This is a genomic window from Pseudomonas sp. PA-7-1E (assembly GCF_021605325.1).
In the GTDB taxonomy this organism is placed as follows: Bacteria; Pseudomonadota; Gammaproteobacteria; order Pseudomonadales; family Pseudomonadaceae; genus Aquipseudomonas; species Aquipseudomonas fluorescens_BV.
Genome location: NZ_WKFA01000032.1, coordinates 46181 through 59209, shown reverse-complemented (window position 1 = coordinate 59209; position 13029 = coordinate 46181). Strand labels below are relative to the sequence as shown.

Here is a 13029-nt window from a genome sequence, read left to right as displayed (position 1 = left end):
CCGAAAACCACACACCACCTAGCCCCCTCCGGCAGCGTCAGATGTTTATAAGACCCACCTTGTACGGAATGCCCGCATGTCCACAGTCACAGCGTCACCCGCCGCACCTTCGACCAGCCCGCAAATAAGCCCCTTAGTCATGCGCGTCCTGGGCGCCTGTGCCCTGGCGCACCTGATCAATGACTTGATCCAGGCTGTGCTGCCATCGATCTACCCGATGCTCAAAGCCAACTACGGCCTGAGCTTCACCCAGGTCGGCCTGATCACCCTGACCTTCCAGTTGACCGCCTCCCTGCTACAACCGTGGATCGGCTACCACACCGACCGCCACCCCAAACCCTGGTTATTACCAGCGGGCATGGTGTGCACCTTGATCGGCATCCTGATGTTGGCCTTTGTCGGCAACTTCCCGGCGATATTGCTCGCGGCGGCGCTGGTGGGTGTGGGCTCATCGACCTTCCACCCGGAAACCTCCCGCGTCGCACGCCTGGCTTCCGGTGGGCGCTACGGCCTGGCGCAATCGACCTTCCAGGTCGGCGGCAACACCGGCAGCGCTTTCGGCCCGTTGCTGGCGGCGGCGATCATCATTCCCTACGGCCAAAGCCACATTGCCTGGTTCGGCCTGTTTGCGGTGTTCGCCATCCTGGTGCTGTACGGTTTGAGCCGCTGGTACCGCCACCACCTCAACCTGTTCAAGCTCAAGCAAGGCAGCCAGGCGACCCACGGTTTGTCCAAAGGCCGCGTGACATTCGCCCTGGTGGTACTGGCTGTGCTGGTGTTCTCCAAATACTGGTACATGACCAGCCTCACCAGTTACTTCACGTTCTACCTGATCGAGAAATTCCAGCTGTCGGTGGCCAGCTCGCAGATGTACCTGTTCCTGTTCCTCGGCGCGGTGGCCGTGGGCACCTTTGCCGGTGGCCCGATCGGCGACAAGATCGGCCGCAAGAAAGTCATCTGGTTCTCGATCCTCGGCGCCGCGCCGTTCACCCTGGCCCTGCCCTACGTCGACCTGTTCTGGACCGCCGTACTCAGCGTGGTCATCGGCTTTATCATCGCCTCGGCGTTCTCGGCCATCGTGGTGTTTGCCCAGGAATTGGTGCCGGGCAATGTGGGCATGATCGCCGGGATATTCTTCGGCCTGATGTTCGGCTTCAGCGGGATCGGCGCGGCGCTGCTCGGGATGCTCGCTGATCATCACGGCATCGAATACGTGTACAAGCTGTGCTCGTTCCTGCCGCTGGTGGGTATCCTGACGGTACTGTTGCCGTCGACCAAAGGCGTTTGATCGATCGCGTCGCCCCATAGCCGTAGTTATCTACAACTTTGGGGCGACGCGGGACCTGTGGCGAGGGAGCTTGCTCCCGTGACGGCCTGCTAGCCGAAGCCTATCTACCTGACACCCCCACGATCCAGATGTGGGTGGCTTGCCTGCGATGACCATAGGTATCGACACAATTCCGTAGCGCTCAACGGTAACCACGATGCGAAGCGAGCCGCTCTTGATCTGCTATGGATATGTCCACAATCCAACTGTGTTGACTGCCAGGCCGCCTTCGCGAGCAAGCCAGCTCACACTTTGGATCGTCGTGTGTCAGTCAGATCAGCGTCGCTGGCAGGTCGTCACGGGAGCAACAAGCCTCACTTCATGGCCCGGCGAGAAAATCCATTAACCACGATATAGAGCAAAGGCCCTACCGACACAAACACTGCCGTCAGTAAAAAATACGGCAGCACTGAGACCATCGACCGCCCTCGCCTACGCGCATCCCGGTACATCCACACACACGCCAGCACCGCCATCAGATACAGGTCAATCACCACCTGCGCCGTATCGGGCCGGGACATCAGTTCCCATCCAAATGCCAACAGTGATTGCTCGGCCGTGAGCATCGTCGCCACCGTATAGAGGGTAAACCCGAGCAAGGCAGCCAGGGCGATATAAGGTCTGTGCATGGTCTCTTCCTTGAAGTGCAACGTTAATCAACGCGGCCACCTTAGCGATAAAGGGCGGCCACTCGCAATGTTGCTGACGCCTTGCTTGGTGATGTCGTTCCCGCCGCCTACACGAAGTATGCCGCGCTGGTTTTGTGAAATATCTGTACGTAGACTGCCGCCATACCCCCACTTGAAGGCGGCGAAAAAAACGTGATGCAAGTTACTGAAGTCTCTATTGCCCAATTGCGCGCTGCGCTTGAAGCCGGCCAGACCACGGCAGTTGAACTGGTGCAGGCGTACCTGGCGCGGATCGATGCCTACGATGGCCCGCAGACGGCCACTGCACTGAACGCCGTGGTGGTACGCAACCCCGATGCGCTCAAAGAAGCCCAGGCGTCCGATGCGCGCCGTGCCAAGGGGCAAACCCTGGGGCCGCTGGATGGCATTCCTTACACCGCCAAGGACAGTTACCTGGTCAAGGGGTTGACGGCTGCATCCGGCAGCCCGGCGTTTGCCAAGCTGGTGGCCCAGCGCGATGCCTTCACCATTGAGCGTCTGCGTGCCGGTGGCGCTATCTGCCTGGGCAAGACCAACATGCCGCCGATGGCCAATGGCGGTATGCAGCGTGGCGTGTACGGTCGCGCCGAAAGCCCCTACAACGCCGACTACCTCACCGCGCCGTTTGCGTCGGGTTCCTCCAACGGCGCTGGTACCGCCACCGCCGCCAGCTTTGCCGCGTTCGGGCTGGCTGAAGAAACCTGGTCCAGCGGTCGCGGCCCGGCCTCCAATAATGGCTTGTGTGCCTACACGCCGTCCCGTGGCGTGATTTCGGTGCGCGGCAACTGGCCACTGACCCCGACCATGGACGTGGTGGTGCCTTATGCTCGCACCATGGCCGACCTGCTGGAAGTGCTCGACGTCGTGGTGGCCGAAGACCCGGACACACGTGGTGACCTGTGGCGCCTGCAACCCTGGGTGCCGATCCCCAGCGTCACCTCGGTGCGCCCGGTGTCCTACGCCGCGCTGGCAGTCGACAGCGAAAACCTGGCCGGCAAGCGCTTTGGCGTGCCGCGCATGTACATCAACGCCGACCCGGATGCTGGCACCAGCGAAAAACCGGGTATCGGCGGCCCGACCGGACAAAAGATCCACACCCGCGCCACGGTGATCGAACTGTGGCAAGCCGCGCGCCAGGCATTGGAAGCGGCGGGTGCCGAAGTGATCGAAGTGGATTTCCCGCTGGTGTCCAACTGCGAAGGCGACCGCCCCGGCGCGCCGACGGTGTTTACCCGTGGCCTGGTCTCTAAAGAGTTCCTCCACGACGAGTTGTGGGAGCTGTCTGCATGGGCCTTCGATGATTTCCTGCGTGCCAACGGCGACCCGCACCTGAACCGCCTGGCCGATGTGGACGGGCCGAACATCTTCCCCCACGACCCCGGCACCCTGCCCAACCGTGAAGACGACCTGGCCGCCGGCATGGACGAATACGTGCGCATGGCCCAACGCGGCATCACGCCATGGGACCAGATTAGCACCGTGCCCGATGGCCTGTGCGGCCTGGAGCAAACCCGGCGCCTGGACCTGGAAGACTGGATGGACACCCTCGGGCTCGACGCCGTGCTGTTCCCCACCGTGGCCGACGTAGGCCCGGCGGATGCCGATGTGAACGAAGCGTCTGCCGACATTGCCTGGAGCAACGGCGTGTGGGTGGCCAACGGCAACCTCGCCATCCGCCACCTGGGCGTGCCCACCGTCACCGTGCCGATGGGGGTGATGGCAGACATCGGCATGCCGGTGGGGCTGACCTTCGCCGGGCGTGCCTATGACGATTCGGCGCTGTTGCGCTTTGCCTCGGCGTTCGAAGCCACCGGCAGCAAACGGATGATCCCGCCGCGTACGCCACCGCTGGCGGCTATCTAGCTGGGCTCCTCACTCAAATGCGGGCTTGCTGTGGGCGAGCAAGCTTGCTTGCGCTGGGGTGCGTAGCGCCCCCAAAAAGCCGGCTCCAGCTGCGCTATCGAGCGGGAGCAAGCTCCCTCGCCACAGCAAGCCCGCTCCCACACTTTTTGTTCATATTTCAGTTCAAACACCGTGGTGCGAGGATCGAAGCACCTCGTTGCGACGCTGCCACTCCTCCACCACATCCCCCAAAGTCTTGGGTGCGCCGTTACGAATCCACGCCATGAATGGACGGTTGAACTTGAACGCCGGGCCACACTGCTCAAGCATAAAGCGGCGCACGTTTTGGGTGTTTTTATAGCTAGGGGTGACGGGTGTAGCGCGGGTGATGACGTCGCTGTGCCAGTCAAAATCCATGATGTACCTCGGCTGCGCGGATGGTGATGAACACTCTAGCGCCTACTCACCTCAAGCTCCTGCAAAATTTCACTTTCCTTCCGCCTTGAGAATATTGCATGGTTGTACGACGACGTACCTCGTCGTATTTCTTAACAACAATAAGGAAACACCCATGTCCAACTTCAAAGTGCTGATCGGATTTCTGTGCCTCTTCTCCGGCTACGTCGCCGCCGCGCCCGGCGCCGCCGAGAAGGATGTAGCCCAGGCAGTCGATCAATTGACCCAAGCCATGCTGCATCTGGACCTCAAGCAGCTTCATGCACTGACGTCCGACAAGCTCACCTACGGCCACTCCAGCGGCAAGGTGCAAAACAAGGCGCAATTCATTGCCGACCTGGAAACCCATACCAGCGCATTCAAAACCCTGGAGATGCAAAACCAGACCATCACCCTCAACGGCGATACCGCCCTGGTGCGCAACCACTTCCATGCCCTGGCGGTGAACAGCGGTGTGGACACACCAACCGATATCGACAACTTTCAGGTTTGGCAAAAACAGCACGGCCAATGGCTGCTGATTGGGCGCCAGGCTTACAAGTACTGAGCAAACCTCACCACGCCACCACCTTGCGCACCTTCACCAGCGCCTCACGCAATGCCGCCATGGGCACCGAACCCAGGGCCAGGCGCAGCGCGTGGGGCACCTGGGCCGAGACCGCGAACGGTTCGGCGGTTGAAACCGAGATGCCCGCGCGCTGCAAGGTCATGGCGACCTGATCGGCGCGGGCGTCTTCCGCCAACGGTAGCCACAGAAAGTAGGAGGACGGGTGACTGATGATCTTCACGCCCCTCAGCACCTGTGCTGCCAACGCTTGACGAGCCTGGGCATCCGCACGCTTTTGCGCCTCCAGTTGCGCCACCGTGCCGTCCTCGAGCCAGCCCACCGCAATCGCGCTCATCACCCCCGGCACGTTCCAGGTGGTGGCCATGATCGTGCGTTCCAACCCGCTTACCCACGCCATAGGCGCAGCGATAAAGCCCACGCGCAAACCGGTGGCGACACTTTTGGACAACCCGCCGATGTACACCGTGCGCTCCGGTGCAAGAGTTGCCAAAGGCGGCGGCGCTTCTTCGGCGAGAAACGCATAGGCGCCATCCTCGATGATCATCAGGTTGTGCTGCCGGGCGATTGCCACCAAGCGCTCGCGCTGCTCCAGGCTCATCACCCAGCCCAGCGGGTTATGCAGGGTCGGCATGCTGTACACCGCTCGCACCGGGCGCTGGCGACACAGGCTGTGCAGGTGGTCAAGATCAGGGCCGTTGGCTGTGACTGGGATGGCGACCAGTTCCAGGTGCAGGGTTTCGGCCAGTACCTTAAACCCCGAATAGGTCAGCGCATCCACCGCGACCACATCCCCAGGCTTGAGCAAGGTCATCATGCTCACCGCCAGGCCATGCTGGGCGCCGCTGACCACCAGCACCTGCTCGGCTTGCACCGTCAACCCTCGGTTCAACAAGTGCCGGGCCACGGCGGCGCGCTCGTGCACACGCCCGGCATGGGGCTGGTAGCGCAGCAGCGCCTCCAGGTCGCCAGACAGGGCGAGTTGGCGCAACGCCGTGCGCAGCAGCTCGGCCTGGCCCGGCAAAGACGGATAGTTGAAATTCAGGTCAAGCAAACCCGCCGCAACCGTCATCTGCCCACTGCCCTGCCCCGATGGCAAGGCAATCTCACGTACGAAGGTGCCGCGCCCGGTTTCGCCACTGACCAGGCCCATGGCTTCCAGCTCGCTGTACACCCGGCTGGCGGTGACCAGTGCCAGGCCATGCTCGGCGGCCAATTGGCGATGGGTAGGCAACCGCGTGCCGGGCTGCAATTGGCCGCTGCGGATGGCCTCGGCGAAGGTATCGACCAGCGTCTTGTAGCGAGCACGGGGCATAGGGCTGTATCCATGACAATTTTTTGATTGTCTTAATCTTCAATCCTAGGATGCCCAGCACGCAACTGCCATTTTCGGACAGGTCCCCCATGGAACGCACTTCTCCTCTCGGCACTCTGGACAGCAGCACCCAGGGTTGGATCAACGGTTTTATCGGTGTGGTGATTTTCAGCGGCTCGCTGCCAGCCACGCGCCTGGCGGTCATGGAATTCGATCCGGTGTTCCTGACCATGATCCGCGCCACTCTCGCGGCGCTACTGGGGTTGTGCCTATTGGGGGTATTCAAGGAAAGACGCCCCACGCGCCAGCAATGGGCACCGCTGGTTATCGTCGCGCTTGGCGTGGTGATCGGCTTTCCACTGCTGACGGCCCTGGCCCTGCAGTACGTGACCTCGGCCCACTCCATCGTCTTTATCGGCCTGCTGCCACTGGCTACGGCGGTGTTCGGTGTGCTGCGCGGCGGTGAACGGCCGAGGCCGGTGTTCTGGTTGTTTTCGATCCTGGGCAGCCTGTTGGTGATGGGATATGCCGTTGCCCAAGGCTTGAGCGCCGCACCCGCGGGCGATGTGTTGAAGCTGTTGGCCGTGCTGGCATGCGGCCTGGGGTATGCCGAAGGCGCCAAGCTGTCGCGCAGCCTGGGCGGCTGGAAGGTGATCTGCTGGGCGCTGGTGGTGTCGCTGCCGGTGGTGGCGCCCTTGAGCCTGTTGTTGGCGCCGTCTACCCTCAGCGGTATCAGCTTGCCGGCCTGGTTGAGCCTGGGCTACGTGGCGGTGTTCAGCATGTTGATCGGCTTTGTATTCTGGTACTGCGGCCTGGCCCAGGGCGGGATTGCCGCGGTCGGCCAGTTGCAGTTGCTGCAACCGTTCTTCGGCCTGGCGCTGGCGGCGGGTTTGCTGCATGAACAGGTCAGCCTGGGCATGGTTCTGGTGACGGTGGCGGTGATCGGCTGCGTGGCCGGGGCGAAGAAGTTTGCTCGCTAACCCCTGGCCTGCTAAATAGAAGCGTCGCCCAAACAACAACAAGGACTCTGCATGCACAGCGCTTCTCTCCAGGACACCACGGCGCCGGAAGGCATCTGCTACGGCTGCGGCAGCAGCAACCCTCATGGCCTGCACATCAAGAGCCGCTGGGATGACGATGGCGTACACGTCATTGCCGAGCATCAACCCGAGGCCAAATACAGCGGCTGGCCAGACCTGGTCTACGGTGGCCTGATCGCCATGCTGGTGGACTGCCATTCCAACTGGACCGCCATGGCCTACCACTACCGCGCCGAACAGCGTGAACCCGGCAGCCTGCCGCGCATCGACTGCGTCACCGGTAACCTGGGGATCAAATTCATCAAGCCCACGCCCATGGGTGTGCCCCTGGTCCTGCGGGCGCGGGTCGAAGGCGAAATCGGTCGCAAAAGCCGGGTGGTCTGCGAAGTGTATGCAGGCAGCGTGCTCACCGCCGTCGGCGACTCGGTGTTCGTGCGCGTCGACACCGGGCAACTGGCCGCCGCCGCCCATGGCCGCGAGGTTTGATCCTGGTCTACAGTGACGGCAACCGCTAATCGAGGACTGCACCGATGACTCGTCTGACCGCGAAAGACTTTGCTCCCGAACTGCTGGAACTCTACGACGGCTATGCCCACGGCAAGATCAACCGCCGCGAATTTCTCGACCGCGCCGCGCTGCTCACCCTCGGTGGCCTCACCGCTTCGGCATTGCTCGCGGCCCTGAGCCCCAATTACGCCCTGGCCGAGCAGGTGAAATTCACCGACCCGGATATCGTCGCCGACTACATCACCTACCCCTCGCCCAAAGGCAACGGCACCGTGCGCGGCTATCTGGTACGCCCAGCCAGGGCGGCAGGCAAGCTGCCCGCCGTGGTGGTGGTGCATGAAAACCGGGGCCTGAACCCCTATATCGAAGACGTCGCCCGACGCCTGGCCAAGGCCGGCTTTATCGCCTTGGCCCCGGACGGCCTGACCTCGGTGGGCGGCTACCCTGGCAATGATGAAAAAGGCGTGGCCCTGCAGCAGACCGTCGACCCGACCAAACTGATGAACGACTTCTTCGCCGCCATCGAGTGGCTGATGCAGCACGACAGCAGCACGGGCAAAGTCGGCATCACCGGGTTCTGTTACGGCGGTGGCGTGACCAATGCAGCGGCGGTGGCCTACCCGGAACTGGGCGCGGCAGTGTCGTTCTACGGGCGCCAACCCGACGCCAAGGACGTGCCGCGCATCAAGGCGCCGGTCATGTTGCATTTCGGTGAGCTGGATACGCGCATCAATGAAGGCTGGCCGGCGTATGAACAGGCATTGAAGGCCGCGGGGACGAGGTATGAGGCGTTTATCTACAAGGGTGCCAATCACGGTTTCCATAATGATTCGACACCGCGCTATGACGAAGCAGCGGCGAACCTTGCCTGGGAACGCACCCTGGGATGGTTCCGCCAATACCTGATGTAGGAGCGAGCTTGCTCGCGAAAAACGACAACGATAACGCGGGCGTCCTGGATAGACGCGGCGCCTGGGAGTTTTTCGCGAGCAAGCTCGCTCCTACATAAATGAGGACCTGCCTCCCCAAATGTTATCCAACACTTGCCTGCAACCACCCCTTGAACGCCAACATCGCGGGTGTCTCAGCCCGCGACTGCAAGCGCGTCAACCAATAGCTGCCGGTGGTGATCCCCACCTCGAACGGCTGGCGGATCACATCGTTCTCCAATTGCCGTGAAAACATCAGGGCTGGCGCCAGTGCTACGCCAGTTCCTTGCAGCGCGGCCTCCATCATCGCCAGCGAAGAGTCGAACACCACGCTGCGCGGCACCCGTGTATCGCTGGGCAAACCGGCGGCCTGGAACCACAGGTTCCACTCATCGGCACGGTAGGAACGCAGCAAGGTGTGCTTCAGTACGTCAGCCGGGCTGTGCAGTTGTTCGGCAATCTGCGGCACGCACAACACCGTCAGCGGTGCCTCAAGCAAGGGGCAGGCGTCGGTGCCGTGCCACGCGCCGGCGCCAAAGCGGATGGCATAATCCAGGCCCTCGGCGGCGACATCCACGCGATTGTTGTGGGTGGACAAGCGCAAGTCGATCAACGGGTAGCGGCTGTGAAAATCCGCCAGGCGTGGCAACAACCAGCCCACCGCAAAGGTACCGACCGCCCCCACCGTCAGGACTTCACGGTAATGCCCGCCTTCAAACTGATCCAAGGTCAGGGCAATACGGTCGAAGGCGTCACGCAGCACGGGCAGCAGGGATTCGCCTTCGCTGGTGAGCATCAAGCCCCGTGGCAGGCGCTTGAACAGCGTGACGTTGAGTTGCGCTTCGAGACTTTTGACCTGATGACTGACCGCCGCCTGGGTCACGCACAGCTCAATGGCCGCACGGGTAAAGCTCAAATGGCGCGCCGACGCTTCGAAAGCGCGCAACGCATTGAGCGGCAGGTGGGAACGCAACATGGCTTGACCCAAATTTTTCTAATGGCAGGTGCGAGATATCATCGTTTGCCGACACCCGGAAATCCACCTACATTTGCCACGCCTGCGCAGGTTCCGATCGTCATTGCCTTATTTACATGGAAGCGAACCATGAAACACACCCTGAAAAAATATGCGGTTTCAGCCTTGTTGCTCGGCGCCGGCAGCTGCATGGCCGCCACCGACATGCGCCAGGTCGTGGACAGCCACGTCACCCCTCTGATGAAACAGCAAGGCATCCCGGGCCTGACGGTCGCGGTCGTCCAACAGGGCAAGGTGCAATACTTTAACTACGGCGTCGCCGCCAAAGACACCCAGGCACCCGTCACCGAAAACACCCTGTTCGAAATCGGCTCAGTGAGCAAAACCTTCAACGCCACCCTCGGCGGGTATGCCCAGGCCATCGGCAAGCTCAAGCTGTCGGACATGACCAGCCAACACTTGCCCATCCTGGCAGGCAGCGCGTTCGATCGCATCAGCCTGCTGCAACTGGCCACTTATACCGCCGGCGGCCTGACGCTGCAGTTTCCGGATGCCGCCGACAGTGCAACCACCATGATGGATTACTTCCAGCATTGGAAACCCACTTATGCGCCGGGGGAACAACGCCTTTACTCCAACCCCAGCATTGGCCTGTTCGGTTACGTGACCGCAAAAAGCCTGGGCCAGCCTTTCACCGTCGCCATGGAAAAAACCCTGCTGCCCAAGCTGGGCTTGACCAATACCTATACCCGCGTCCCCGCCGACAAGGCCGGCCAATACGCCCAGGGCTATGACAGCCAGCAGAAACCGGTACGCGTCAACCCTGGCGCCCTGGACTTCGAAGCCTATGGCCTCAAGAGCAGCAGCCAGGACCTGGCCCGCTACGTGATCGCGAACATGCACCCCCAAACCCTGGAACAACCGGTGCAACAGGCCATTGCCACCACTCACGCCGGCTACTACACCGTCAACGGCATGACCCAGGGGCTGAGCTGGGAACGCTACCCCTACCCCATCGGCCTGCAAGCGTTACTGGACGGCAACTCCACACCGATGGCGATGGAGCCGCACAAGGTCACCTGGTTGACACCCGCCCAGGCCGAGCCGGCCAACGTGCTGTACAACAAAACCGGGTCCACTGGCGGCTTTGGTGCTTACGTGGCGTACGTGCCAAGCAAGGACATGGGGGTGGTGATCCTGGCGAACCGGAACTACCCGAATGCCGAAAGGGTGAAAGTAGCGCACGCGATCTTGAGTGCGATGGACCAATAAGGCCGCCATCGCAGGCAAGCCAGCTCCCACATTTGGATCGCGGCGCGTCAGTTAGATCAGCGTCCGCCGTTGGGTAGTCACGGGAGCAAGCTCCCTCGCCACAGGGCCTGCGTCGTCCCTGAGTTGTGTAGATACCTATGCCCCGATGAGGGAGTGTCTGACTCATCGCCATCGGGGCAAGCCCCCTCCCACCCTACATTCCGAGCCACTGCGGCAGCGCCAGGGAAATGAACGGCAAGTACGTCACCATGATCAGGAACACCAACAGGATCATCAGCCACGGCATCGCCGCGCGAATAGTCTGCCCCAATGTCAGCCCGGTCACCGCCGAGGTCACGAACAGGTTCAGCCCCACCGGCGGGTGCACCAGGCCGATTTCCATGTTCACCACCATCACAATCCCCAGGTGAATCGGGTCAATGCCCAGCTTCATCGCAATCGGAAAAAAGATCGGGGCCAGGATCAGCACAATGGCCGAAGGCTCCATAAAGCTGCCGGCAATCAGCAGCACCACGTTGACCATGATCAAAAAGCCAATCGGCGTCAGCCCTTCCGAGATTACCCACGCGGTGATTTGCTGGGGGATCTGTTCGGTGGTCAGCACGTGGGCAAACAGCATGGCGTTGGCGATGATGAACATCAGCATGATCGACAAGCGCCCCGACTCCAGCAGCACCTTGGGGCAGTCGCGCAGCTTCATGTCCTTGTAGACGAACAGCGCGACGAATGCTGAATACACGGCCGCCACTGCCGCCGCTTCGGTCGGGGTGAACATGCCGCTGTAAATGCCGCCGAGGATGATCACCAGTAGCAACAGGCCCCAGAACGCTCGACGTGCACAGCTCAGCCATTCACGGAATGTCGCCCGGGGTTGCGCCGGCAGCTTCTTGATGCGGGCGACGATGTAGATCGCGACCATCAACATCAGGCCCAGCAGCAAGCCCGGAATCACCCCGGCCATGAACAACTTGCCCACCGAGGTTTCGGTCGCCGCCGAATACACCACCATCACAATCGACGGCGGGATCAGAATGCCCAAGGTCCCGGCATTGCAGATGATGTCCGCACCAAATTCCTTCGGATAACCGGAGCGCACCATGCCCGCCACGGCAATCGAACCCACTGCTGCCACCGTGGCCGGTGACGACCCGGACAGCGCTGCAAACAGCATGCACGCCAGCACCGCCGCAATCGCCAGGCCACCGCGGATATGCCCGACACAGGCGTTGGCAAAGTCGATCAGCCGCTGGGCCACGCCGCCGGTGGTCATGAAGGCACCGGACAACAGGAAAAACGGAATCGCCAGGAAGGTGTAGGCATCGCTGGTTTCAAACAGCTTGATCGCCAGGGAACTCACCGAGTCCTGGCTGAACATCAGGATCGACACCGCACCGGACAGCCCCAGGGCAATCGCAATCGGCACGCCCAGGAACATGAACACGAACAACAGCAAAAACAGACAGAGCACGGCCATCAGTGACGCTCCTCATGGCTGCCGGCCAACTTGCTGGCCTCACCGGCCTCGTCGGCCAACCCCAACCCGACCTGGCGGTGGGTAAAGATGCGGTAGAAAATTTCCAGGTAGCGGATCAATACCAACGCAAAGCCAATGGGCACGATCACCACGATGTCGCCGACATCGATGCCGAACTGGTCGAGGTCTTCGGCGCCGATATGCGCGGTCATCACCGCACTTACCCACTTGTAGCTGGCCACCATGAACAGCCCGGCATAGGCCAGGCAGCACAGGCAGGCGAGCATGCCGAGCAGACGCTGCACCGGGCGCCGGGTCAGCCGCACCAGCGCGTCCACACCCAGGTGGCCAGCAGTGCGCACGCCGTAGGAAATGCCGAAGAAAATCAACCAGCCGAACATGGCCTTGGTCAGCGCCACACTCCAGGTCATCTCTTGGGCCCACGTCATGCTGCCGTCGCCCAGGGCATTGAAGAAGGGGCTGCTCCAGGCCCATTTGTCGGCCAGGGTAAAGAACAGGGTGTAGACGTTGTTGAGCATGACGTAGACGAACGTCACCAGGGTCATGGCGGCCAGCAGGAAAGCGATAAAGCCTTCCTCCAGGTGCTCCCAGACGCGTCTTAGCGTTTGCATGGCAAAACCTCGCGAGGCAGAGATAG

The 13029-nt window shown here is 61.8% G+C and carries 13 protein-coding genes; 7 read left to right on the top strand and 6 right to left on the bottom strand.

The features are described 5' to 3' along the window. Positions 1 to 76 precede the first annotated feature (76 nt). Complete coding sequence (locus GIW79_RS19360) at positions 77 to 1288, top strand: MFS transporter (protein WP_127881899.1); 1212 nt, start codon at positions 77 to 79, stop codon at positions 1286 to 1288. A 353-nt stretch (positions 1289 to 1641) separates the two neighbouring features. On the opposite strand, the gene GIW79_RS19355 is transcribed toward GIW79_RS19360, so the two are convergent. Then, positions 1642 to 1956 (bottom strand): DUF2834 domain-containing protein, encoded by a 315-nt coding sequence (locus GIW79_RS19355; protein ID WP_034127600.1) that lies wholly within the window; start codon positions 1954 to 1956, stop codon positions 1642 to 1644. A gap of 192 nt (positions 1957 to 2148) precedes the next feature. Here GIW79_RS19355 and GIW79_RS19350 point away from each other — a divergent pair, with 192 nt between their 5' ends. Continuing rightward, a complete protein-coding gene (locus GIW79_RS19350) occupies positions 2149 to 3858 on the top strand; it encodes an amidase (protein WP_054897343.1) in 1710 nt (569 codons plus the stop codon). 162 nt (positions 3859 to 4020) lie between these two features. On the opposite strand, the gene GIW79_RS19345 is transcribed toward GIW79_RS19350, so the two are convergent. Then, positions 4021 to 4254: a DUF6434 domain-containing protein gene (locus GIW79_RS19345; protein WP_003190852.1), complete on the bottom strand. Its 234-nt coding sequence runs from the start codon at positions 4252 to 4254 to the stop codon at positions 4021 to 4023. A gap of 154 nt (positions 4255 to 4408) precedes the next feature. Here GIW79_RS19345 and GIW79_RS19340 point away from each other — a divergent pair, with 154 nt between their 5' ends. Further along, a complete protein-coding gene (locus GIW79_RS19340) occupies positions 4409 to 4840 on the top strand; it encodes a nuclear transport factor 2 family protein (protein WP_003190851.1) in 432 nt (143 codons plus the stop codon). Between the two features lie 7 nt (positions 4841 to 4847). On the opposite strand, the gene GIW79_RS19335 is transcribed toward GIW79_RS19340, so the two are convergent. After that, positions 4848 to 6173, bottom strand: a complete 1326-nt coding sequence (locus GIW79_RS19335) for an aminotransferase-like domain-containing protein (protein ID WP_236455767.1) — start codon at positions 6171 to 6173, stop codon at positions 4848 to 4850. An 89-nt stretch (positions 6174 to 6262) separates the two neighbouring features. Between GIW79_RS19335 and GIW79_RS19330 the strand changes: the two genes are divergently transcribed. Genes GIW79_RS19330 through yghX form a run of 3 tightly spaced genes read left to right on the top strand, consistent with a single transcriptional unit; the run spans position 6263 to position 8631 of the window. After that, on the top strand, positions 6263 to 7153 hold the full coding sequence (locus GIW79_RS19330; protein ID WP_236455764.1) for a DMT family transporter: 891 nt from the start codon (positions 6263 to 6265) through the stop codon (positions 7151 to 7153). A gap of 51 nt (positions 7154 to 7204) precedes the next feature. Then, positions 7205 to 7699 (top strand): PaaI family thioesterase, encoded by a 495-nt coding sequence (locus tag GIW79_RS19325; RefSeq protein ID WP_054897340.1) that lies wholly within the window; start codon positions 7205 to 7207, stop codon positions 7697 to 7699. 44 nt (positions 7700 to 7743) lie between these two features. Further along, complete coding sequence (gene yghX, locus GIW79_RS19320; protein ID WP_236455762.1) at positions 7744 to 8631, top strand: YghX family hydrolase; 888 nt, start codon at positions 7744 to 7746, stop codon at positions 8629 to 8631. Between the two features lie 121 nt (positions 8632 to 8752). Here yghX and GIW79_RS19315 read toward each other — a convergent pair whose 3' ends face one another. Beyond that, entirely contained in the window at positions 8753 to 9625 is an 873-nt protein-coding gene (locus GIW79_RS19315) for a LysR family transcriptional regulator (RefSeq protein ID WP_197901455.1), read from the bottom strand. Between the two features lie 129 nt (positions 9626 to 9754). On the opposite strand from GIW79_RS19315, the gene ampC reads away from it, so the two are divergent. Continuing rightward, positions 9755 to 10897 (top strand): class C beta-lactamase, encoded by a 1143-nt coding sequence (ampC, locus tag GIW79_RS19310; protein WP_236455761.1) that lies wholly within the window; start codon positions 9755 to 9757, stop codon positions 10895 to 10897. A gap of 193 nt (positions 10898 to 11090) precedes the next feature. On the opposite strand, the gene dctM is transcribed toward ampC, so the two are convergent. Both dctM and GIW79_RS19300 read right to left on the bottom strand, forming a co-directional pair. Next, positions 11091 to 12371, bottom strand: a complete 1281-nt coding sequence (dctM, locus tag GIW79_RS19305; protein ID WP_236477401.1) for a C4-dicarboxylate TRAP transporter large permease protein DctM — start codon at positions 12369 to 12371, stop codon at positions 11091 to 11093. Further along, on the bottom strand, positions 12371 to 13003 hold the full coding sequence (locus GIW79_RS19300; RefSeq protein ID WP_034125996.1) for a TRAP transporter small permease: 633 nt from the start codon (positions 13001 to 13003) through the stop codon (positions 12371 to 12373). Before GIW79_RS19300 ends, dctM begins: the two co-directional genes overlap by 1 nt. Positions 13004 to 13029: the final 26 nt, after the last annotated feature.

Bases quoted from the DNA above. Each gene is read 5' to 3' on its own strand.
- GIW79_RS19325 (WP_054897340.1), top strand. From the start codon at position 7,205: ATGCACAGCGCTTCTCTCCAGGACACCACGGCGCCGGAAGGCATCTGC.
- dctM (WP_236477401.1), bottom strand. From the start codon at position 12,371: ATGGCCGTGCTCTGTCTGTTTTTGCTGTTGTTCGTGTTCATGTTCCTG.
- GIW79_RS19340 (WP_003190851.1), top strand. From the start codon at position 4,409: ATGTCCAACTTCAAAGTGCTGATCGGATTTCTGTGCCTCTTCTCCGGC.
- GIW79_RS19335 (WP_236455767.1), bottom strand. From the start codon at position 6,173: ATGCCCCGTGCTCGCTACAAGACGCTGGTCGATACCTTCGCCGAGGCC.
- GIW79_RS19300 (WP_034125996.1), bottom strand. From the start codon at position 13,003: ATGCAAACGCTAAGACGCGTCTGGGAGCACCTGGAGGAAGGCTTTATC.
- GIW79_RS19345 (WP_003190852.1), bottom strand. From the start codon at position 4,254: ATGGATTTTGACTGGCACAGCGACGTCATCACCCGCGCTACACCCGTC.
- GIW79_RS19360 (WP_127881899.1), top strand. From the start codon at position 77: ATGTCCACAGTCACAGCGTCACCCGCCGCACCTTCGACCAGCCCGCAA.
- ampC (WP_236455761.1), top strand. From the start codon at position 9,755: ATGAAACACACCCTGAAAAAATATGCGGTTTCAGCCTTGTTGCTCGGC.
- GIW79_RS19330 (WP_236455764.1), top strand. From the start codon at position 6,263: ATGGAACGCACTTCTCCTCTCGGCACTCTGGACAGCAGCACCCAGGGT.
- GIW79_RS19355 (WP_034127600.1), bottom strand. From the start codon at position 1,956: ATGCACAGACCTTATATCGCCCTGGCTGCCTTGCTCGGGTTTACCCTC.
- yghX (WP_236455762.1), top strand. From the start codon at position 7,744: ATGACTCGTCTGACCGCGAAAGACTTTGCTCCCGAACTGCTGGAACTC.
- GIW79_RS19315 (WP_197901455.1), bottom strand. From the start codon at position 9,625: ATGTTGCGTTCCCACCTGCCGCTCAATGCGTTGCGCGCTTTCGAAGCG.